Consider the following 20535-nt stretch of genomic DNA (forward strand, 5'->3'; position numbering starts at 1 on the left):
CCCGTCTATGTGCGCTGGCGCACATGGTAAGCTGCCCCCGAGCCGGATCGTAGGTCAAGGCGAAAGATGTCACGCATGCAGGGCCTCCGGGGGCCTGACCCGGCGGTCCATCACGGGCTCGCCCCGCTCGAAATGGATAACGGCGTCGAAGGGCGGTTGATCCATGGCCGGTGAAATCGACGGCGTCACGAGAATCAGCCCGCGTCCCACGAGGGCGCGGCGCAGGTTCGCCACCAGCGTGTCGGCGGCGGCCTCCGGCAATCCGTCGAGGGCCCGCTGGACCACCAGGATGCTCGGGCGCCGCACGAGGCAGCGCACCAGATCGACGGCTGCGATCTCGCTCAGGGTCAGGTCGTCTCCCTGCGGATCGATGGGGGTATCGAGGCCGATGCGCGAAACCTCGCCGTCGAGGCCCTTGTGCGTGAGCACGCGGCGGGTGACCTCCTGCACGGCCGCGAGGGCGCCCGCCTGGTCGGCGGCGATGCGCCCGAAGAGCAGGTTGTCCTGAATGCTCGCCGCGGCGCAGAAGCGCGCCTCGTCGTAGAACTCGATGGAGCCGTGCAGGCTCACCGGCAGCATGCGGGCGAAATCGCTGCGCGCCACGAGGATGCGTTCCTCGAAGCCCGGCTCGAGCAATCCCAGGCGGTGGCGGCTTTCGTTGTAGCGCAGGGCGAGGCCGATGAGGCGTTCCTGATCGCGCGCGGTCTGGTCGCTGCGCCGCTGCTCATTGCGCCGGTCGACGAGGTCCTGGAAATAGGGCCGGTCGGCTGCGGAGAAGAAGGAGAAGCGCTCGAAGAGCGGCGATCCGTCCGGGATCTCCGAAAAGATCTCGATCATGCTGGTTGCGATGGAAAGCCCCATGCGGGCGAGGGGCTTGGTGAGCTCGTTGGCCTCCAGGATCGCGCGCACGAAGGGATGGCCTGACAGGCGGTCCTCCTGGAAGGAATCGCCGATGGGTTTGCCGAAGAGCAGGTTCTCGCCGATCGTGGCGTAGCGGTTGTAGCGCGTGGCGCAGAAGGGATCGACGAAGCGGTCGAGCTGTTCGGCCGTCAGCGCGGACTGCACCATGCGGCGCGCCTCCACGATGGCGGCGGCGAATTTCGGCTCCCGTTCCGGATCGATGGTGCCGGAAAGGCCGCGCGCGTGGGTCAGGCGGTCGAGGCCCGTGATGGCGATGGCCTCGGACAGGCGCAGGTCGCGCTCGTTGGCCGGTGCGGCGCAACCGTAGAGCAGGTTGTCCTTCAGGCTGCCCTCGATCAGCACCGTGTTGCCGGCGAAGGCGATGCGCTGGCTGCGCTCCACCGGATCGGCGGCGGCCAGGTCGACGCCGCCATAGGTCAGCCTGCCGATGGAGGGAGGGAGCTGGCCGCTCATGAGGGCGGCCATGAGCCGCGGTCCCGCATCGCCGTCGCCGACCAGGGCCACATGGGACGGGAAGGCGAGCGTCAGGTTGATCGAGGCGATCCGCGCCCCGCTGGCGGGATCGTAGGCCGAGACGCCCTCGGCGACGAGGGTGCCGCTCTCGGGAAGCCTGGCTTTCCCTTTCAGGGCCGCGCGCAGCTTCAGGGGGGCGAGGCTCTTGCCCAGGTCGATCAGCAGCGCCCGCGCCCGCAAGGCGAGCCGGTGCCATTGAACCGCTTCGCGTGTGCCGTAGGCGGCGAGGGACGCAGCCAGAACGCAGGCCGCGACCGTTCCGGCCGTCAGCGGGCGCTCCTGCGAGAGCCAGGCGCCGAGGGCCAGAACGGACAGGGGCGCAATCATGAGCACCGCGGCGGAGGCGGCCTCCGCGAGCGCCAAGCGATACTCGCGCCCCATCACCGGGCGATGGCGGCCGATGAGAGCCTGGCGCACCCGGTCGCGCTCATAGGGCGCGGTGCCGTGGGCGCGCAGCGCCGGGATGCGCTGCTCCAGTTGCGCGAACACATCCTCCGCCGCCGCGCCTTCCTGGCTGCGGGCCGCGGCGGCATCGAACCGCAGGAGCGACCGGCGGGCGCTCACGACGGCTCCCACCGCCAGCACCAGGGCCAGCACCGCGCCGAGATGCCAGTCCATGACGAAGACATAGGCGCAGGCGAGCCCGATCATGCCGCCCAGCTTCACGGGAACCAGGAAGCTCGCGCCCAGGACGCCGTTCTCGCGGGCGAGACCCCGCGCGGCGAGCGCCGTCACCATGCCGATCTCGTCATGGGAGGCGGAGGGCACCTTCAGCACGATGTCGAGGGTGGCCGACTGGGTGCGCGCCAGAACCTGTGCGCCGATGCCCACCGTCAGTGCCTCGAGTCCCGCCAGGATCGCGCCGAGCAGCACGGGAATGATCAGAATGCCGAGGATCGCCGCGAGCGCGAAGGCCGCCGGGCTCAGAGGGATGCCGGGAAACAGAACCGCCGGCTCCGGCCAGAGGGCGGCCGGCGGTGTGACGACGATCCGGAGCAGCGTGGCCGGCGCGCTCCAGCTGCCCGCCCCCGTTGCCCGCTCGACGACGACGCGGACGAGATCGAGGCCGATGAGGATCAGAAGGCCCGCCAGCGCCAGAAGGCCGAGCCCTGCCAGATGGCGGGCAGGCGAGGTCTTCCAGGCCAGACGCAGCGGATCGCGCTCGATGACGGCTCCCAAGGACAGCTCCAACGGTCATTCAGGTTCTGGCACGTTAGCGCATCGTGCGGAAAAGTGGACCCGGTTTTCGCGTGCGCGGCCCTTCGCGACGGCGACGCGGCTCCTGTGCCGTTTTGCCCTCTCGTCTCGCCACGCTTCGACTCTATGTCAACGCCCTTGCTTGCCTGCGAGGAAGGACCGGGGAGCCCGTCCATGACATCCGCCCTGCCGCTCGATCCGGTGTTCCAGCTCGTCCTCGAAGCGCCGACCCGCGTGCCGGGCAGGGACCTGCCGCGCATCCTGGCGGGGCTCTTCCAGGAGCTCGCTCTCTCCGACCCGCCTCGTCCGGTGGAGGAGATCGAGGATCGGATCTGGACGCTCTGGGGATCGCACGAGGATCGCGTCGCGGAGGAGACGCTGGCGGCGGCGGTCGAGGCCATCGGCTCGGGCTCGCTCAAGAAAGCCAGGGCGCTGCTGGATTATCTCGTGGCACAATATCCCGGCTGGGCGGAGGCCTGGAACAAGCGCGCGACGCTCGCCTCCATCGAGAAGCGCGATGCCGACAGCCTGCTCGACATTGCCCAGACCCTGCGTCTCGAACCGCGCCATTTCGGGGCCATTGCAGGCTTCGGCAATATCTGCCTGCGGCACGGCCATCTCAACGAGGCCCGCGCCGCCTTCCAGATCGCTCTTTCCATCAACCCGCACATGGACGATCTGCGCGACATGCTGGAGAACCTGTCGCCGCACCACCTGATGCTGCACTAGACATCGGACAAGCAGAACGGAGGCCGCTTTTCTCGTCCGATGCTCTGAGCGGAAGCGAAGGGAGGGCTCTCGAGCGAACGGCGCGGACCCTCCCCTCGTCGCTATTCCTCGCCGCCGAAGATATCGGCGCAGCGCGAGAACGAGAGGGCTGCCCCTTCGGTGTCGCGGCTGATGCGGACCGCCACGATCCTGCCCTTGTCGTCGGCCGTGATCTGCGCTTCGCAAACCAGATTCACCTGCTGAGCCGGCTGCACCATGGTCGTGACCGAAGGAGCCGAGAAACCGAAGGACGAGCTTGTCGTGCGCGAGCGCGTGACCGTGACGCCGGGAGACGGATGCGCCGTCATCACGGTCGTCCGCTCGGTCGTCCTCATCGGCGACGCGCCGAAGGCGGGCCGTGTCTGATATTGCGCAGGCCTGACATAGCTCATCTCGCCGCCGCGCCAGGTGTAGATGATTCCACCGGAATCGAGCGCATAGCTCGAAACCGGAGGACCGTTCTCCATGAAAAAGCGGTCGACCGGCTGTCCGATCCACTTCGCGCGAACGGCGGTGGCGGCCTGTTCCGTGGTCTTGCATCCGGCAAGAACCAGCCCGGCCGCGAGCACGGCAACGACAGTTTTCAGCATGATAACCCCCTTTAATTCAGGCTTGCGGCCTTCCGTGGAAACATCCCGCTCACGCGCAGAGCGAGAGCTGTGCGTGGCGATGTCAGATGATGAAGAAGTCTGCGACGGAAATCTTGAGACCCGTCTTCAGCACGGCAATCTCCACCTGCTTGTATTTCGAGCCGGAGCCGTCGGCGTCGTAATAGAGCTTGCCCTTCTTGTCGTCGTAGACGAGGTAGTCGTTCTTGTCCTTGGCCTTGGAGCCGATGGTGAAGAAGTCCTTCTTCAGCTGCGCCGGCTTCTTCTCCGAGCCGGATTTTCCGAGCTTGGTGAAGACGGCGTTGTCGAGCCAGATCGCATCGTCCTTCACGCTGAAGTCTGCGATCTTGTCCTTGTTGAAGCTTCTGTTTGGCTTGGAATCGAACACGAAGACGTCCTGGCCTTTGCCTCCCATCAGAGTGTCGTTTCCGAGCCCGCCATAGAGGATCTCCCGGCCCGCATCGCCCGTGAGTTTGTCATTGCCGGAGGTTCCCTTGATCTTTCTCGCAGGGATGGATTCCCTGGCGATATCCTGTAGCTGGATCGTGAGAGTCTCGATGGTGGCAGCGCCCGAGGAATCGATGACGGCTACCGTGATGCGATGCGTCGCCGCCTTTTCGTAATCGAGTTTCGATCCGTCCGCGACAAGGATGGACCGGCCGTCGGCCGACAATGTGAAGCGGCCGCCCGCATCGTCGATCATGGCATAGCGGATCGCATGCCCCTCCACATCCGCGGCAGAGATTATGCCAACCGGCGTGCCGGTGGATGCATTCTCCGCGACCCGGAGGCTTACGGGCCACGACGCGACGGGGGCGTCGTTGACAGGTTCCACGATAAGATTGAACTCGCCGGATCGGGTCAGAAGGTCGCCGAATCCCTCGATCCGGATCCTGAGCTCCCCATGCCAGTTCTGCGGAGGAGTTCCCGCGAGGGTGTTCGATGCGGGATCATAGGACAGCCAGTCGGGCAGGTCCGATCCGTCGGCGAGCCGGATCGTCAGCCCCGACAGCGTTGCAACGACGAGAGGCAGTTGCATGTTCACGGGGCTGTCCTCGCGGATGGACATATCGGCAACCGACAGCGGGAGAAGATTATCGAAGGAGATGGTTGTATTCTGGAATGACAGCGCTTCGACATTGGTGAGGACATCGATGCCGTCTATGCCGCGGTTGTCAGTCAACGTGACGGCGCCTCGTGCATCCACCGCGATCGTGTAGTCCGATAAGCTGCCGTTGAAGACGACGAAATCGAAACCCTTTCCACCGTCGATACTGTCATCACCGGCACCGCCTTGAATGAGATCCGCCCCGTCTCCTCCTAGAATAGTGTCGTTTCCATCGCCGCCGATCAGGGTGTCATTCCCGCTCTGGCCGTTGAGACTGTCGTTGCCATCGCGTCCTTCAAGGCGGTTGGCGAAGGCGCTGCCGTCGATGGTGTCACCGCCGGAACTTCCAATGGCGTGTTCGATGTTCTCGAGGTGCAGCTTCGCGCCGAACAGTCCGTCCGTTTCCTCCGCCCAGCTGCCCGCCAGGCTGATCCTCAGGCCAGAGATCTGCGCTTCGGCGATGCTGTAGTCGATTGTGTCCGCACCGTTTCCGCCGTCGATGGTGTCGTTGCCTTGGCTGAGCACGATGCGGTCATCCCCATCGCCCGCGACGATATAATCGGGTTGCCTCCCACCTGTAATGGTGTCGCTGCCGTTAAGGAGGAAGCTCAGGGTATTCATGCCCGAAGACTGGTTATAGGCAGCGACGATGGATCCGAAGGTGACGTCGAGATCGGACACCCATATCAGAGGTGTCCCGCGATCCCAGACCTCGATCGAGGTCACATGTCCGTCGGAAGCCTCGCTCCAGCTTGCAGGAAGCTCGGAGCCATTGATCACGATGCTGATGTAGCTGGTTTGGATCACGAACCGATTGAGGTCCGCCTGTGTGATCGACCATCCTCCTCTCATTTCCGCAAAGAAATCGAAGAACAGCGAGATCGGTTCTATGCGGAGTGTCGCCATCGGTCCTGTTGCTCCGGGATGGGTCGGTTCAACTGTCTCTTAGCGGGTTGCAGCGAGGCGGACTTTGCCGGTTGCCGCAATTTTTGTGCCCGCAGTCTCAGGTCGTGAGTCATCCGCTCAGATGGCGGATCCATTGCTCCAGGATGGCTCCACCAGGGCCTCCCGGCCCGGCCAGTCGGTGTCTGGCGATGCTTCGGGCCAGCGCGGATTCGGAGCGTGCCTCCCGGGGCGACATGTCGAACATGCGCCGGAAGGCACGGCTGAAGGCGGCTTCGTTTCCGAAACCCCATGAGTAGGCGAGCTCCGCGATCGAGCGATGGGCATTATTCGGCGCTGTGATCTCCGCGAAGCAGCGCAGCATCCGGCGCTCGCGGATATAGCCTGCGACGCCGCCCAGCGGCTCGAATATCCGGGTGAGCGTGGCGCGCGATATGTGAAACTCGCGGGTGATGCGATCGATGGTCAGATCCGCCTCCGCAAGATGGGCGTCGATGTGGCGTTTGATCGTCAGGATCAGCGCACCGCGCCGCGCCGCGACGGTGGCCGCCTGAGCCTCCACCGAGGGGCCGAAGCAGCCCGCGATCAGCCGGGCCGTCGCCTCGGAGAGGCCCGCTCCGTCTTCGGCGCTCAATGAGCCTGCGGTTTCGTCGAGCGTGCGCAGATGAGTGGAGAGCAGACGGCCGAGGGCGGATGCGCCCGGGAGCACGATGCCGTGCAGCCCGTCGGGATTCTTCACCAGGGGCTCCAACAGGGGCCGCGGCACGATCAGGGTCAGGTTGCGAAAGTCCGTGGCCTGCGTGTGCACGGTCCTCGCCATGTCGAGGATGCTGATGTCGCCTTGCTTGACGTGCACGCTCCGGCCTTCCGCCTCTCCCGCATAGCCTCCCTGCGCGTAAAGCTGGACGAGGTAGTGATCGACGCCGCTGCGGGCGATGGTGGCCGAGGATCGGCGGAACTCCTGGGCGCGCGACGTCACGCTTCCGAGGAGAAGCGGTCCTAGGTGGTAGCTGTCGATCACGATCCGGAACGCACCGACGGCCTCGGAATCGGCGAGAGATACGTCGAAGAGATACGATGTAATGTTTCTCCAGATCCAGTAGGCCTCTTCCGGTGAGGAGGACGATGCTCCTTCGAACCGAAAGGAAGGCAGTCCTGGCATGGAGTGGTTGTACGCCCCGGCGGTGGATTTATGGATCGTCGATGAGAATCAATACCCGCAGAACCGGGAAAAGGCGACGGCCAATCGAGCAACCAATCGAGCAATCGGAGCCGCGGATTGCGCCGCTGCGTCCGAAGCTGTCCTCATCCAAATGTCAGGCGCCTGCGAGATGCTTCGCGAACCACCCCACCGCCGCCGACACCACCGCGTCCAGCGTGCCCGGCTCCTCGAAGAGATGCGTCGCGCCCGGAACGACGACGAGGCTCGTGGGACATTGCATCCGCCTCTGCGCGGCGCGGTTGAGATCGAGCACCTCGCGGTCGAGCCCGCCGACGATCAGCAGGGTAGGCGCGGCGACGGAGGCAAGGGCCTCGCCGGCCAGATCCGGCCGTCCGCCCCGGGAGACCACGGCCTTTACGAGATCCGGCGCCAGCGCCGCAGCGACGAGGGCCGCGGCGGCTCCCGTGCTCGCGCCGAAGAGGCCGATGGGCAGCGCGGACAGATCCTCCTCTCGGGCCACCCATTGCAGGGCTTCGGCGACGCGCGTTCCGAGCAGGGGGATGTCGAACACGTTCCGCCGGTCCTCCGCTTCGGGAACGGTCAGGAGGTCGAATAGCAGGGTCGCGAAGCCGTGGCCGTTCAGCTGCCGCGCCACATGGGTGTTGCGCGGGCTGAGGCGGCTCGATCCGCTGCCATGGGCGAAGATCACGAGCCCGCCGCATGCGGGCGGCAGCGCGAGCGTGCCGGGAAGCCCGGACGCGCCGACGGAGACCTCGCGCAGAATGGGGCTTTGGGACATGGCACTAAGCGTAGCGCGCGGGGCCGGCGCTTGTTTGACAATCCGCAATGCAGGGGTGGGCGGGCGGCTCACCCTGTCCGTCTTCGAAGGAGTTGTCCTCATCCCGGCGAGGCAGGAGCGATCGTCATGCAGATACCGGCTCAAATCGATTTCCAGGGCTTCGAGCCGACGGAGCAGCAGCGGGCCTTGATCGACCGGAAGCTCAGCGGCCTGGAGGAGTTCTTCGACCGGATCACGGCCTGCCGCTTCGTCATGAAGGCCCCTCGCCAGCATCACCGGACGAGCGGGCAATACGAGGTGAACATCCATCTGGTCCTGCCCGACGGCCACGAGGTGGCCGTGGAGCGCACGCCGCCCGAGGACGAGCGCTTCGCCGATCCGGAATTCGCCATCAACGATGCCTTCAGCCGGGTCCGGCGGCGGCTGCAGGACGAGGTCCGGCGTCTGCGCGGAGACGTGAAGGCGCACGAGCCTCAGCCGATCGCGACGGTCAGGCGGGTGCAGCCCGAAGAAGATTACGGCTTCCTCGAAACGGGGGATGGGCGGGAGATCTATTTCCACAGGAACAGCGTTCTCGACGATGCCTTCGCGCAGCTGAAGCCGGGTGTGCGGGTGACCTTCGTCGAAGAGGCTGGCGAAAAGGGAGCTCAGGCCAGCACCGTCCGCATTCTCGGCAAGCACGGTCTGCGCTGACCGGCGCGGACATTCATGCGCCTTCCAGCCGATTGCGACGGTCGCGCCGGAACCTTTGGCTTGTCCTGAGACTCTTCTCACATGCGCGGGACCGAGCAGGCGGGCTGCGTCAGCTCACCGCTTCGAACAGGACCGCGTATCCAGGGTAAGCAGCCGCTTCCCTTCGCTCTCATCCCGTCGTCCATCGGTTTCAACGAGAGGAGGCCTCCCGATATGCCGTTCAGCCCCCGCCTCGCAGGTTTCGCGAGCGTCGCGCTTCTGGCGCTCAGCCCCGTGCCCGGTCTGGCCCAGACGGCCGGGCAGGCCCCCAAGGCCCGGCAGAATGCCGCTCCTGCGGGACAACAGGCGCAGCCGCAACCCCAGCCCCAGAGCGCTCCCGTCGTCGTGGAGCTGAAGGCGGAGCCGTCCCAGCCGGAATGGACCAAGGTCTGCGGCCAGGATCAGGCCACGAAGGCCGAAACCTGCTACACCACCCGCGACTTCGTCACCGACAAGGAGCAACGGATCGTCGCGGTCGCGCTCTATGACGCCAAGGGCAAGGCGCCGCAGAAGATCCTGCGCATCCTGACCCCGCTCGGCTTCCTCGTGCCGCCCGGCATCCGCATGGTCGTGGACAAGGGCCAGCCGGTGGCCGGACGCTATACGGCCTGCCTCCCGCAGGGCTGCTTCGCCGAAGCCGCCGTGAAGGACGATTTCGTCGCCGCCCTCAAGAAGGGCTCGGCCCTGAACGTCAGCGCCCGCAACCAGGTGGGCAAGGAAGTCACCTTCGCCGTGCCGGTGGACGGGTTCGGCAAGGCCTTCGACGGCCCGCCCATCGATCCGAAAGTGCTTGCCGAACGGCAGAAGCAGATGCAGGACGAGCTTCAGAGGCGGTCGGAGGAACTCCGCAGCCGGCAGACGGGCACCCCCGGAAATCCCGCCCAGACCCCTGCCGCCGATGCTGGCGCTTCTCAGCCCAAGAACTAGCAATGGCGGGACAGCCCTTCGGAGATGGCTGCCCTGGGCCGCGCGGCACGCAGTGGACAGCTTGGCCGGCATGCCCGAAACTCAAGTCTCGCGTCCCCTGACGCCCGCGTGAGTCGCCGCTGCTTTCCGCATGCAGGCATCGGACAAGGGCTTGGGGAGGCGGTTCGTTCTCGGATGAGCATGTAAGCCCACGCTCCCGGAATATAAAAACTCCAAGGGAGCAAGCTGCCCGACGCCATGGCTCTGCGTGATCTCTTCCTGATGGTCTTCGTCTGCTTTTTGTGGGCGTCGCACACCATCGTCAGCAAGATCGTCGTTTCGGGGATGGAGATTCCGCCCCTGTTCTATGCGGCGATCCGCTTCACCATCGTGGCGGCGCTGACCTTGCCCTGGCTTCTGCCCGCGCCCCGGCCTCTCTGGCGCATCCTGGTCGTCGGTTTCCTCATGGGCGGCGGCGGCTTCGCCCTGTTCTTCCTCGGCATCAGGACCGCCAGCCCCTCGAGCGCCGCGGTGGTCAGCCAGCTCGGGCTTCCCATCACGACGCTGCTTTCCGTCGTCATGCTGGGCGAGACGATTCTCTGGCGGCGCGGCCTCGGCATCGCCCTGACCTTCATCGGCGGCGTGCTCGTCATGTGGGACCCCGGCAGCGGCTTTCCGCTTTCGGGCGGGCTCCTGCTGATTCTGGCCTCCGCCTTCACCGGGTCGCTCGCCGCCGTGATGATGAAGCAGATCGGAGGCGTGAAGCCCCTGCAGTTTCAGGCCTGGGTCGGATTCGCCTCGGTAGTGCCTATGATCCTGCTCACGGCGTCCCTCGAAACCGGCCAGATCGCAAGGGCCACGGAGGCCGGCTGGGCTTTCGTGGCGGCGCTCCTGTTTTCCGCGCTCGTCGTGTCCATGCTCGCTCACACGATCTATTACGGCCTGATCGGGAAATACCCGGCCAATCTGATCGCGCCCCTGACCATCATGAACCCGCTGCTGACCGTGACGCTCGGCATCCTGGTGACGGGCGACCGGTTCGACGGGCGGATGGCACTCGGAACGGGGCTTGCGCTCTGCGGCGTGCTGATCATCGCGCTCAGGCGCAATCACGTCATGCCGCTGGCCTCGGTCCTGTGGGGCCGCTTCCGGTGAGCGCACGCGACAAAGCAGGCCGTTGCGGGCCGGGCGCGAGGGGATAGGCTCTCCCCATGTCCGATTCGCCTGCCATTCTTTCCAAGCCGCTCGTCCTGCCCGCCGATGGCCGCCAGTCGCCGGTCGCGGCGGGGATCCAGCGTGGCGTGCGCCGCCTTTTTTCCGAGATGGGGCACGTCACCCTGCCCGAATTCGGCCTCGCCAATGGCAGGCGCGCCGATCTCATCGCGCTCGCGCCCGACGGGGCGCTGACCATCGTCGAGATCAAGTCCAGCGTGGCGGATTTCCGGGCCGACCGGAAATGGCCCGATTACGAGGATTTCTGCGACCGGTTCTATTTCGCCGTGCCCGAGACCCTTCCCTTCGACATCCTGCCGGAGGATCGCGGCCTGATCATCGCCGACAGCTTCGGGGCGGCGATCATGCGCGAGGCGGGCCATCATCCGCTCGCGGGCGCGCGCCGCAAGGCCGTGACCCTGCGCTTCGCCCACGCGGCCGCGTCCCTGCTGCATGCGCTGGCCGATCCCGACCGGGTGGCCGACGGGCATCTGTAAGGGGGAAGGTCAGCGCGGCGCGCGCTTGGCGAGGATCCGCTGGAGGGTGCGGCGGTGCATGTTGAGGCGCCGCGCGGTCTCGGAGACGTTGCGTCCGCACAATTCGTAGACCCGCTGGATATGCTCCCAGCGAACCCGGTCCGCCGACATGGGGTTTTCCGGCGGCAGGGCACGCTCGCCCGGGCGGGCCATGAGCGCGGCGTGGATCTCGTCCGCGTCGGCGGGCTTGGCGAGGTAGTCGAAGGCCCCCATCTTCACGGCCGTCACGGCGGTCGCAATATTGCCGTAGCCGGTGAGGATGACGCCGCGCGCATCGGGGCGGCGGTTCTTGAGGCGCTCGATCACGTCGAGACCGTTGCCGTCGCCGAGCCGCATGTCGATGACGGCGAAGGCCGGCGGCGCGCTTTCGATGGCGGCAAGGCCGTCCGCGACGCTCTCGGCGACGCGAACCTGATAGCCGCGGCCCTCCATGGCGCGGGCGAGACGGGTCGAGAACGGCCGGTCGTCGTCGACGATCAAGAGACTCTTGTCGGCGCGATCCTCGAATGCGGCGGGCGCATCGGCCATCAGAATATCTCCTTGCATCTTCAGGCAATTCCTTCATGGAGCGAGCCCCGAGGGCTCTTATCTCATATGGGAATTGTTCCCCTGTTCTTTGAGAGTTTCGAGAGAACCTCCCTGCGGCGAAATTGCCGCACCTCGTTCAAACGCATGACGGGGCCAAACGATCCGCGCGATGGCGCCCGTGGCGGGCGGAGCGGCGTTCGTGAGCGTCAGCTCTGCCCCCGAGCGCTCGATGAGGGTCTTGGCGATGAACAGGCCCAGTCCCAAGCCTCCTCCCTCCTCGCTGTCTTGCGTCCGCTCGGCGGCGCTGCGCGTGGTCACGTAGGGCTCTCCCACCCTGAGCAAAATATCGGGGGCGTAGCCGGGCCCGTCATCCCGGATCTCGATGACAACCTCGTGAGGCGACCATGAGGCGCCGATCGTCACCTGGCTCTCGGCGAAGTCGGTAGCGTTGTCGAGGATGTTCGACAGGCCGTAGACCACTCCCGGATTGCGGCGGCACAGGGGTTCCGGGCCCTCGCCTGCTGCCACCGCCTTCACGTCGAAGCCGACCGCGCGCTGCGGCTCGACGACCTGCTCCACAAGATGGCTCAGGGTGATCGTCTCCAGGAATTCCGATTCCTCCTCCTGGCCCATGGAGGTGAGCTTGGTCAGGATCGTGCGGCAGCGCTCCACCTGTTCCTGCAGGAGCCGCAGGTCCTCGCCGACGGGGCCGTCCTTGGGCATGGCGTGGCTCAGCTCCTTCGTCACCAGCGCGATGGTGGCGAGCGGCGTTCCGAGCTCATGCGCGGCGGCGGCGGCGAGGCCGTCGAGCTGGGACAGGTGCTGCTCCCGGGCGAGCACGAGTTCCGTGGCGGCGAGCGCCTGGGCGAGCTGGCGGGCCTCCTCGGCCACGCGCCAGGCATAGATGCCCGTGAAGACCGTGCCGAGCAGGATCGCGGTCCAGATCCCGGACACGTAGAGGAAGGGCAGGGAGAGGCTCTGCCCCGGGTACCAGGGCAAGGGCCTGTGGGCGAGCACCAGGAACGTGGCCGAGCCCACGGCGAGCAGGCCCAGCCCCAGGGTCCGCTCCGGGGTCAGGGCCGTGGCGGAGATCAGCACGGGCGCCAGGAAGAGCATGGCGAAGGGGTTCTCGAGCCCGCCCGTCAGGTAGAGCAGGCCCGCCAGCTGCAGGATGTCGAAGGCGAGCAGGGCCGTGGCGATGTTGTCGCTGAGCCGGTGGCTCGCCGGATACCGGATCCGCAGCAGCAGGTTGACCCAGACCGAGGCGGCGATGACCAGGAAGCACAGGGCGAAGGGAAGCGGGAAGCCCAGCCCGAATCGCACCCCCGCCACGGCGGCGGCCTGGCCCGCGATGGCGAGCCAGCGCAGCCGCACCAGGGTGTCGAGGCGCAGGTGACGCGCGTGATGCGTCAGGCTCTTCGGTTCGATTCGGGCCATCGCCGAACAGAATAGGGCCTGCGGTCCGTTCGCCAAGCGCCCGGCGCGTCCCTATTTTCCTATTGTCGACTTGGCGGTTGCTTTCTCTATCGAAATACGTAGCCCGTTTTCGCTGTGTAACGACAAGTTTGTTGCAATAAGCTCAAGGAACTTTAATCTTAAAATTACGGTTGAGGATAAAGCCTGCAGCATTGCCAGAACAGGCTCCCGCCGGTTGGGGACAGTTCAATGAATCTTTCATACGTTTGGTACGACACCGCGCACTGGCTCTTGAGCCCCGCCCGCGCGGCCTCCGATTTGACGAAGCATTTTTTCGATAATCCCGGCAATCCGCTCACCAACACCCCCTATGCCCGCACCGTGTCCGCGGCCTGCGAATTGTTCGAGCGCACGACCCGGCGCTATGGCAAGCCCGCTTTCAACCTGCCCTTCACCGTCATCGGCGGCGAGGAAGTGGCGGTCACGGAGCGGACCGTCTGGGAGCGGCCCTTCTGCCGCGTCGTCTCGTTCGAGCGTGACCATCCCGCCGCCGCGAGCCAGCCGAGGCTTCTCATCGTCGCGCCGATGTCCGGCCATTACGCCACGCTTCTGCGCGGCACGGTCGAGACCTTTCTGCCGACCCATCAGGTCATGATCACCGACTGGACGGATGCCCGCATGGTTCCCCTCGCCGAGGGGCGCTTCGACCTGGACGATTACATCGACTACCTCATGGCCATCTGCCGGGAATTCGGCCCGGACCTGCACGTGATGGCCGTCTGCCAGCCGGCGGTGCCGGTGATTGCGGCGGTGGCCCGGCTGGAGGCCGAGAACGACCCCTCCATCCCGCGTTCCATGACGCTCATGGGCGGCCCCATCGACACCCGCCGCTCGCCCACCGCCGTCAACCGGCTGGCGGAGGAGCGCGGCATCGAATGGTTCCGCCGGCACTGCATCACGAAAGTGCCCCCGTCCCATCCGGGCTTCTGGCGCGATGTCTATCCGGGCTTCCTGCAGCTCTCCGGCTTCATGGCCATGAACATCGACCGGCACCTCACCGCCCATTGGGAGATGTTCAACCACCTGGTGGACGGCGACGGCGATTCGGCCGAGAAACACCGGGACTTCTACGACGAGTACCTCGCCGTCATGGACCTGACCGCCGAGTTCTATCTGCAGACGGTGGAGAAGGTGTTCGTGAAACACGAACTGCCCAAGGGCGAGATGATTCATCGCGACCGGCCGGTGGACCTGATGGCGATCCGGCGCTGCGCCATCATGGCCGTCGAAGGCGAAAGGGACGACATCTCGGGCGTGGGCCAGACGCTCGCGGCCCTCGACTTGACCCCCAACCTGTCGTCGGACAAGAAACTCTATCACCTGCAGGCCGGGGTCGGTCACTATGGCGTCTTCAACGGTTCTCGGTTCAGGGCTCAGATCGCTCCTCGAATCGCTGAATTCATTGAGAAACACGATCGAGAACCAGTCCGGAAGAAGGCGTCAAGAGCCTGAGTCCGTTCTTGATGCGTTCTTAGGAGCGGCAAACGGCTGCGCTGACAGAATCGGCGCGACGGGGCAGATTGCGGACATGAAATCCGCCCTGTTCCGCCGCGTTCCTGCGGACCCGCCTCATCTCAAAGTCGTCCATGATGGCCAAGTCTTCAAAGTGGCCCTCAAGCGCCGTCCGACAGCCAAGCGAATCACCCTGCGCGTCTCTAACGCGACCGGCGAGGTCGTGCTCAGCATCCCCGAGCGCACCGATGTGGGCCTGGCCCAGAAATTCGCCGACAGCCATAGCCGCTGGATCGCCACCCGGCTCGCCAAGGTGCCGGAACAGGTGCCCTTCGAGCCCGGCGCCCTCGTGCCCTTTCGCGGGGTTCCGCACCGGATCGTCCACTGGTCGTCGATTCGCGGCGTGACCCGGGCCACCACGGGCAGCGAGGGCGAGCCGATCATCGCGGTGGCGGGGGAGGCCGCCCACGTGGCCCGGCGCGTGCGGGACTTCCTCGAAGCGGAGGCCCGGAAGGATTTCGCCGCCGCCGTGAAGAAGCATACGGCTCAGCTCGGAATCCCGGCCAAGCGCATCACCGTGCGCGACACCAAGAGCCGCTGGGGCTCCTGCTCGGCCAACGGCGCGCTCAACTTTTCATGGCGGCTGATCATGGCCCCGCCCTTCGTGCTGGACTATCTCGCCGCCCACGAGGTCGCGCATCTGCGCGAGCTCAACCATTCCCAGCGCTTCTGGAAAATCACCTACCAGCTCTGCCCGCGCACCGACGAGGCGGAGGCCTGGCTCACGACCTACGGCAGCGCCCTGCACCGGATCGGGTGAAGGGAGCGGCATTCCCATGATATCGGGTCGCCGGCAAAAGGGCGGCGATGACGAGAAGGGCCATTTCCCGGCGTGACACGAAAGCCGTTTCGGCTTAGTCCGGGCGCTTCCGCCATACATGCGTTCCGAAAATGCTCAAGCCCGATACCCTGGCCCTCACCGTCGTCCTGGCGCTGCTCACCGCGCTCGGGCCTCTTTCGACGGACATGTACCTGCCTTCGCTGCCCGCGATCGCGGCTGGTCTCGGGGCGACCACCGGCCAGACGCAACTCACGCTTTCCGCCTTCCTCCTCGGCTTCGCCGCGGGCCAGTTCTTCTACGGGCCGATCTCCGACCGGGTCGGGAGGAAGCCCGTGCTGCTCTTCGGGCTCGGGCTCTTCACGCTGGCGAGCCTGATCTGCGCCTTCTCTCCCAATATCGAGACGCTGATCGGCGCGCGCTTCCTCCAGGCGCTCGGCGCTTCGGGACCCATCGTGCTCGGGCGCGCCATCGTGCGCGACTTCTACGAAGGACCGCGCGCGGGCCGGGAATTGTCGCGCATGGGCACGATCATGGGCGTCGTACCCGCCGCGGCGCCGATCCTCGGCGGCGTCATCGACCGCGTCTCCGGATGGCGCATGTCATTCGCCGCGATGATCCTGTTCGGCCTCGGCATGGCGGCCGTCATCGGCCTGCGCATGCCCGAAAGCATCCGCCGGAAATCGGATCTGCCGATCTCCTTCTTCGCCATCCTGCGCGGGTTCGGATTCCTGCTCGGCCATGCGAGTTACCGCACCTATGTGGGCCTTTCCATGCTCACCTATGGCGGGCTCTTCGCTTTCATCTCCGGCTCCTCCTTCGTGCTGCAGACGATCTACGGCCTGGACCCGCTGTCCTTCGCCTTCTCCTTCACCTTCGTGGTGACCGGCTACATCACCGGCACGTCCCTTGCGCAGCATCTCGTGGGCCGGAGCGGGCTCGACGGCACCATCCGCATCGGCGTGACCTGCCTCGCACTCGGCGGCGTCGCCATGCTGGCGCTCGTGCTCCTCGGCGTGCCGTCCTCCTTGAGCATCAGCGCGCCCATGGCGATCTACGGAATCGGCGTGGGCCTCACCATGCCGCAATCCATGGCCTCCGCGCTGATGCCGTTCCCGGAACGCGCGGGCGCGGCCTCGTCGCTGCTCGGCATCTGCCAGATGACGTTCGCCGCCATCGTCGGCATCCTCCTCGGCCGCAACCTCGACGGCTCCGCGATTCCTCTTCCCGCCACCATCGCCACGACAGGCGTGCTGGCGCTGGTTCTGTTCATGGCAACGGGGCGCGCGCGCGGGCATCAACCCAAGCACTGATGCATCGGCGCAAGCTCGGTGAGGATGTCGGCGGCTTTATGGTCGCTTGATACGCCGTCGATGAAGAACATGTCGCCGCGCGAATTCCCGGTGCGCAGCGGCAGGATCTTCCGATAGGCGGGCGAGTCGTACCATGCGCGGGCGCTCGTCTTGTCCGGAAACCCGATCACGATCAGGTCCCCGGACCACGATCCTTCCATCACGGTCGCAGGCCCCCCGTGTATGATGAAGCGCCCGCCGAACGGAGCCAGGGTTTCGTCGATGCGGCGCAGATATTCGACGATGTCAGGACCGACATTGACGTCGTGCAGGTGACCGATGGCATAGGTGGACATGACTTGCTCCTTCTCGAACGATGGAGCGAGCATGCCGGGCCGAGGGAGTGCCGGCGATTACCTCAGAGGTCATGATCCGAGATTTATTCCGAACGGACCCGCCGTCATTCCGGGCACCGGCGGGTCCGGAGTGACTGTCTGGGGTAATGAGGGGCGCGCCTCAAAGCCCGAACAGCTTCTCGAAGAAATTCTTCTCGCGGCTGGCGCGGCGCTGGGGCGCGGGCTGGACCCAACTTCTGTCGCCCGCATTCGCATAGCGCGGATCCGTGCCGGCATCGGCCATGGGGACGTCGGACGGGGTACGGAAGCGCTCGCTGCCGGGCAGCGGCACGGGCTGCTGGTCCTTGAGGGCGATCTGCATGAAGTTGTGCCAGACTTCCGTGGGCAGGTTGCCGCCGGTCACCCTCTTGGTCAGCGTACCGTCGTCGTTGCCGAGCCAGACGCCGGCCACGAGGCTGCCGGAAAAGCCCACGAACCACGCATCCTTGTAATCGTCTGTCGTTCCGGTCTTGCCGGCCAGGGTCCATCCTGGGATCTGCGCCTTCTGCGCCGTGCCGATGACGAAAGTGTTGTGCATCATCTCGTTCATCATCGCCACGACGTTCGGGTCCATGACGCGGCCGAGGCCGCCGGAGCCCGGCCGCTTGTAGATCAGCTTGCCGTCCGTGGTCTTCACCTGCGTGATGACATAGGGGATGACGCCGATGCCGCCATTGGCGAAGGCCGCATAGGCGCTCACCAGTTCGAGCGGCGTCACCTCGGAGGTGCCGAGGGCGAGCGAGCCGTTGGCCTGCAGCGGCGAGGAAATGCCGAGCCGCTGCGCCGTCTGCACCACGGCCTTCGGCCCCACCTCCATATTGAGCTTCACCGCGATGGTGTTGAGGGAGAGCGCCAGCGCGTCGCGCATGGTGACCGGTCCGCGATACTTTCGGTCGTAGTTCTTGGGCGCCCAGCCCTTGTAGGCGACGGGAGCGTCCTCCAGAACCATGTCCGGCGTATAGCCCCGCTCCACGGCGGTGAGATAGACGAAGGGCTTGAAGGACGAGCCCGGCTGCCGGCGGGCCGCGATGGCCCGGTTGAACTGGCTCGTCTCGTAGTTGCGCCCGCCGACCAGGGCCTTCACGGCGCCGTCCGGCTGCATGGCGACGAAAGCGCCCTGGCTCACGTTGAACTTCTGGCCCTTGGCGTTGAGCTCGTCCACCAGCACCCGTTCGGCCGCGGCCTGCATCGCGGGAGCGATGGTGGTCGAGACCACGATGTCGGATTCGACCGTGCCGACGAAATCGTCGAGCACGTCCATCACGTAGTCGGCGGCGTAATTGGCCGAGCCCGCGCCGTTCTGGCGCACCGGCTCCGCCGGCGCGCCGAGGGCGGTCTTGGTCATCCCCGGCGTGATGAAGCCGAGCTCGTTCATGGCCGCGATCACGAGTTCCGCGCGGGCCTGCGCGCGCTCCGGATAGCGGTTGGGGGCCAGGCGCGACGGGGATTGCACCAAGCCCGCGAGCACAGCGGCCTCGGAGAGCGAGACGTTGCGGGCCGACTTGCCGTAATAGCGCTGGGCGGCGGCTTCGACGCCATAGGCGCCGGCGCCGAAATAGACCCGGTTGAGATAGAGTTCGAGGATCTGGTCCTTGGTGTAGTTGCGCTCGAGCCAGAGCGCCAGGATCGCCTCCTGAATCTTGCGCGAGGCGGTGCGTTCCTGCGTGAGGAAGAGGTTCTTCGCGAGCTGCTGCGTGAGGGTCGAGCCGCCCTGCAGGCCGCCGCTGTTGCTCAAGTTGCGGTAGACCGCGCGGGCGATGCCCATCGGATCGATGCCGAAATGGTCGTAGAAGCGCCGGTCCTCGATGGCGACGAAGGCCTTCGGCAGGTAGGGCGGCAATTCCTTCAGGGTAACCGTGCGGCCGCCCGTCTCGCCGCGGTTGGCGAGGAGCGAGCCGTCGCTCGCCAGGATGGCGATGTTCGGTGGGCGCTTGGGCACCGTGAGCTGGTCGATGGGCGGCAGCTGCGAGGCGTAATAGGCCACGATGCCGCCGACCGCGATGACGCCCCACAGGCAGAGCACGAGACCCGCATAGACCAGCTTGCTCAGGAAGGAGCGTCCGCTCCGGCGCTTGGTCTTCTTCGGCCGCGACGGGCGACGTGGCCGCTCGCCCTCATTGCCCGAAACCTGCCTGCGCGCCATGGTCCCCCCAGCCCGATCCTCGGGCGAGAGGCGAAAATCCAGCTCCCCCGCTTCCCCAGCGGGCGCATCGAACACCGGCTCGCGCCGGTCGCGTCCGTTCGCCACGTGTGATCAACCCCGCATTCACATGGCTGGTACGATCCAGCCTTTCATGCTCTGGAGCACCCTAATTGTGGCGGTTTAAGGGGCGGTTAACGGGGATTAACCCATTCTTCATCATGTCATTCCACCGCGAGCCGCAACTCTCCCGTTTCCAGGTCGGCCCGGGCGAGATCGTGAATGTGGCGCAGGTCGCTCAGGAAGGCCTCATAGGCCTCCCGCTTCGTCGCTTCGTCGGGCAGGCGCAGCAGATAGGAGGGGTGAACCGTGATGTAGCCCTGGTAGGGGCCGAACCTGGCCCGCCCGCGCGAGCGGGAGATCGGCGTCGACTTGCCCGTGAGCGCCAGCACTGCCGTTCCGCCCAGAGCCACCACCAGTTTCGGCCGCGCCAGTTCCAGCTCCTTCATGAGCCACGGCCTCTCACGCTTCACCTCGCCGGCACTGGGCTTTGCATGGATGCGCCGGTGGCCGCGCTGCTCGAACTTGAAATGCTTGACCGCATTGGTGAGGTAGGCTTCCGCGCGGTCGATCCCGGCCTCCCTCAGGGCCTTGTCGAAAAGCTTGCCCGCCGGGCCGACGAAGGGACGGCCCAGTCTGTCCTCCTGGTCGCCCGGCTGCTCGCCGACGAAGGCGATATCCGCATGCTCGGGCCCTTCGCCGAACACGGCCTGCGTGGCGCCCGGAACCGGCGGACCCGCCGCCGCGATGATGGCGTTGAGCTCTTCGAGAGTTTTCGGCTCCCGGTCGCTCATGAGTTCGAGAGCATGTTCAGACATACGCTTGCCAGGCATCGCCGCCTCCTGTCCGGTCTTCCGGTCTTCCGGTCAACGCGTCGGGAGGCGGTTTGGATCGGCTCGAAGCTCGACGGTGCGGCCCTGAGAAAAGGAAGGTCTGACGGCGGAGACGGATCGTTTGGCGGCCGGTCCGCGTTGTTTCGATGCTTCGAG

General features: G+C 66.1%; 17 protein-coding genes and 1 pseudogene. 8 read left to right on the plus strand and 10 right to left on the minus strand.

Annotated elements, in window-relative coordinates:
• Nucleotides 1–69: 69 nt before the first annotated feature.
• Nucleotides 70–2613, minus strand: a complete 2544-nt coding sequence (locus tag L879_RS19930) for an ABC transporter ATP-binding protein (protein WP_051434940.1) — start codon at nucleotides 2611–2613, stop codon at nucleotides 70–72.
• 192 nt (nucleotides 2614–2805) lie between these two features.
• Between L879_RS19930 and L879_RS22460 the strand changes: the two genes are divergently transcribed.
• Nucleotides 2806–3360 carry a hypothetical protein gene (locus L879_RS22460; RefSeq protein WP_027314446.1) on the plus strand — a complete coding sequence of 185 codons (555 nt, stop codon included), beginning with the start codon at nucleotides 2806–2808 and terminating at the stop codon, nucleotides 3358–3360.
• A gap of 101 nt (nucleotides 3361–3461) precedes the next feature.
• Here the strand turns inward: L879_RS22460 and L879_RS22465 are convergent, their stop codons facing one another.
• The 4 genes from L879_RS22465 to L879_RS0100845 all read right to left on the minus strand — a co-directional run bounded on the left by L879_RS22465 (nucleotide 3462) and on the right by L879_RS0100845 (nucleotide 7979).
• On the minus strand, nucleotides 3462–3989 hold the full coding sequence (locus tag L879_RS22465; RefSeq protein ID WP_051434941.1) for a hypothetical protein: 528 nt from the start codon (nucleotides 3987–3989) through the stop codon (nucleotides 3462–3464).
• Nucleotides 3990–4071: 82 nt separating this feature from the next.
• Nucleotides 4072–6021, minus strand: a complete 1950-nt coding sequence (locus tag L879_RS23440) for a cadherin domain-containing protein (protein WP_027314447.1) — start codon at nucleotides 6019–6021, stop codon at nucleotides 4072–4074.
• Between the two features lie 109 nt (nucleotides 6022–6130).
• Nucleotides 6131–7180 (minus strand): helix-turn-helix domain-containing protein, encoded by a 1050-nt coding sequence (locus L879_RS19945; protein ID WP_051434942.1) that lies wholly within the window; start codon nucleotides 7178–7180, stop codon nucleotides 6131–6133.
• Nucleotides 7181–7334: 154 nt separating this feature from the next.
• Nucleotides 7335–7979: a dienelactone hydrolase family protein gene (locus tag L879_RS0100845; protein ID WP_035458315.1), complete on the minus strand. Its 645-nt coding sequence runs from the start codon at nucleotides 7977–7979 to the stop codon at nucleotides 7335–7337.
• A 126-nt stretch (nucleotides 7980–8105) separates the two neighbouring features.
• Here L879_RS0100845 and L879_RS0100850 point away from each other — a divergent pair, with 126 nt between their 5' ends.
• From L879_RS0100850 to L879_RS0100865, 4 genes are all read left to right on the plus strand, one after another.
• Nucleotides 8106–8672 carry an HPF/RaiA family ribosome-associated protein gene (locus L879_RS0100850; RefSeq protein WP_027314449.1) on the plus strand — a complete coding sequence of 189 codons (567 nt, stop codon included), beginning with the start codon at nucleotides 8106–8108 and terminating at the stop codon, nucleotides 8670–8672.
• A 213-nt stretch (nucleotides 8673–8885) separates the two neighbouring features.
• On the plus strand, nucleotides 8886–9638 hold the full coding sequence (locus L879_RS19950; protein WP_051434943.1) for an invasion associated locus B family protein: 753 nt from the start codon (nucleotides 8886–8888) through the stop codon (nucleotides 9636–9638).
• A 237-nt stretch (nucleotides 9639–9875) separates the two neighbouring features.
• On the plus strand, nucleotides 9876–10772 hold the full coding sequence (locus L879_RS0100860) for a DMT family transporter (RefSeq protein ID WP_027314450.1): 897 nt from the start codon (nucleotides 9876–9878) through the stop codon (nucleotides 10770–10772).
• Between the two features lie 56 nt (nucleotides 10773–10828).
• Entirely contained in the window at nucleotides 10829–11326 is a 498-nt protein-coding gene (locus L879_RS0100865; protein ID WP_027314451.1) for an MmcB family DNA repair protein, read from the plus strand.
• A gap of 9 nt (nucleotides 11327–11335) precedes the next feature.
• Here the strand turns inward: L879_RS0100865 and L879_RS0100870 are convergent, their stop codons facing one another.
• Both L879_RS0100870 and L879_RS19955 read right to left on the minus strand, forming a co-directional pair.
• Entirely contained in the window at nucleotides 11336–11893 is a 558-nt protein-coding gene (locus tag L879_RS0100870) for an ActR/PrrA/RegA family redox response regulator transcription factor (RefSeq protein WP_154664035.1), read from the minus strand.
• Between the two features lie 57 nt (nucleotides 11894–11950).
• The gene (locus L879_RS19955; protein WP_051434991.1) at nucleotides 11951–13330 is read right to left on the minus strand and encodes an ActS/PrrB/RegB family redox-sensitive histidine kinase; all 1380 of its coding nucleotides are present in this window, start codon (nucleotides 13328–13330) and stop codon (nucleotides 11951–11953) included.
• Between the two features lie 228 nt (nucleotides 13331–13558).
• Here L879_RS19955 and L879_RS0100880 point away from each other — a divergent pair, with 228 nt between their 5' ends.
• The 3 genes from L879_RS0100880 to L879_RS19960 all read left to right on the plus strand — a co-directional run bounded on the left by L879_RS0100880 (nucleotide 13559) and on the right by L879_RS19960 (nucleotide 16972).
• Nucleotides 13559–14821 (plus strand): polyhydroxyalkanoate depolymerase, encoded by a 1263-nt coding sequence (locus L879_RS0100880; RefSeq protein ID WP_027314453.1) that lies wholly within the window; start codon nucleotides 13559–13561, stop codon nucleotides 14819–14821.
• Nucleotides 14822–14897: 76 nt separating this feature from the next.
• Complete coding sequence (locus tag L879_RS0100885) at nucleotides 14898–15641, plus strand: M48 family metallopeptidase (protein WP_027314454.1); 744 nt, start codon at nucleotides 14898–14900, stop codon at nucleotides 15639–15641.
• A 131-nt stretch (nucleotides 15642–15772) separates the two neighbouring features.
• Nucleotides 15773–16972, plus strand: a complete 1200-nt coding sequence (locus L879_RS19960) for a multidrug effflux MFS transporter (protein WP_035458323.1) — start codon at nucleotides 15773–15775, stop codon at nucleotides 16970–16972.
• On the opposite strand, the gene L879_RS0100895 is transcribed toward L879_RS19960, so the two are convergent.
• The 3 genes and pseudogenes from L879_RS0100895 to L879_RS19965 form a co-directional block, all read right to left on the minus strand.
• On the minus strand, nucleotides 16957–17307 hold the full coding sequence (locus L879_RS0100895; RefSeq protein WP_027314455.1) for a DUF1330 domain-containing protein: 351 nt from the start codon (nucleotides 17305–17307) through the stop codon (nucleotides 16957–16959). The genes L879_RS19960 and L879_RS0100895 overlap by 16 nt on opposite strands.
• A gap of 160 nt (nucleotides 17308–17467) precedes the next feature.
• Nucleotides 17468–19594 carry a transglycosylase domain-containing protein gene (locus L879_RS0100900; RefSeq protein ID WP_027314456.1) on the minus strand — a complete coding sequence of 709 codons (2127 nt, stop codon included), beginning with the start codon at nucleotides 19592–19594 and terminating at the stop codon, nucleotides 17468–17470.
• Between the two features lie 116 nt (nucleotides 19595–19710).
• Nucleotides 19711–20391: pseudogene (locus L879_RS19965) on the minus strand (UdgX family uracil-DNA binding protein); the annotation flags it as partial.
• Nucleotides 20392–20535: the final 144 nt, after the last annotated feature.

Source organism: Microvirga flocculans ATCC BAA-817 (assembly GCF_000518665.1).
GTDB classification, from domain to species: domain Bacteria; phylum Pseudomonadota; class Alphaproteobacteria; order Rhizobiales; family Beijerinckiaceae; genus Microvirga; species Microvirga flocculans.

Coding starts and splice junctions, on each gene's coding strand:
- L879_RS0100860 (WP_027314450.1), top strand. CDS start 9,876: ATGGCTCTGCGTGATCTCTTCCTGATGGTCTTCGTCTGCTTTTTGTGG.
- L879_RS0100885 (WP_027314454.1), top strand. CDS start 14,898: ATGAAATCCGCCCTGTTCCGCCGCGTTCCTGCGGACCCGCCTCATCTC.
- L879_RS0100850 (WP_027314449.1), top strand. CDS start 8,106: ATGCAGATACCGGCTCAAATCGATTTCCAGGGCTTCGAGCCGACGGAG.
- L879_RS0100880 (WP_027314453.1), top strand. CDS start 13,559: ATGAATCTTTCATACGTTTGGTACGACACCGCGCACTGGCTCTTGAGC.
- L879_RS22460 (WP_027314446.1), top strand. CDS start 2,806: ATGACATCCGCCCTGCCGCTCGATCCGGTGTTCCAGCTCGTCCTCGAA.
- L879_RS23440 (WP_027314447.1), bottom strand. CDS start 6,021: ATGGCGACACTCCGCATAGAACCGATCTCGCTGTTCTTCGATTTCTTT.
- L879_RS19950 (WP_051434943.1), top strand. CDS start 8,886: ATGCCGTTCAGCCCCCGCCTCGCAGGTTTCGCGAGCGTCGCGCTTCTG.
- L879_RS19945 (WP_051434942.1), bottom strand. CDS start 7,180: ATGCCAGGACTGCCTTCCTTTCGGTTCGAAGGAGCATCGTCCTCCTCA.
- L879_RS0100845 (WP_035458315.1), bottom strand. CDS start 7,979: ATGTCCCAAAGCCCCATTCTGCGCGAGGTCTCCGTCGGCGCGTCCGGG.
- L879_RS0100870 (WP_154664035.1), bottom strand. CDS start 11,893: ATGGCCGATGCGCCCGCCGCATTCGAGGATCGCGCCGACAAGAGTCTC.
- L879_RS19955 (WP_051434991.1), bottom strand. CDS start 13,330: ATGGCCCGAATCGAACCGAAGAGCCTGACGCATCACGCGCGTCACCTG.
- L879_RS22465 (WP_051434941.1), bottom strand. CDS start 3,989: ATGCTGAAAACTGTCGTTGCCGTGCTCGCGGCCGGGCTGGTTCTTGCC.
- L879_RS0100865 (WP_027314451.1), top strand. CDS start 10,829: ATGTCCGATTCGCCTGCCATTCTTTCCAAGCCGCTCGTCCTGCCCGCC.
- L879_RS19960 (WP_035458323.1), top strand. CDS start 15,773: ATGCTCAAGCCCGATACCCTGGCCCTCACCGTCGTCCTGGCGCTGCTC.
- L879_RS0100895 (WP_027314455.1), bottom strand. CDS start 17,307: ATGTCCACCTATGCCATCGGTCACCTGCACGACGTCAATGTCGGTCCT.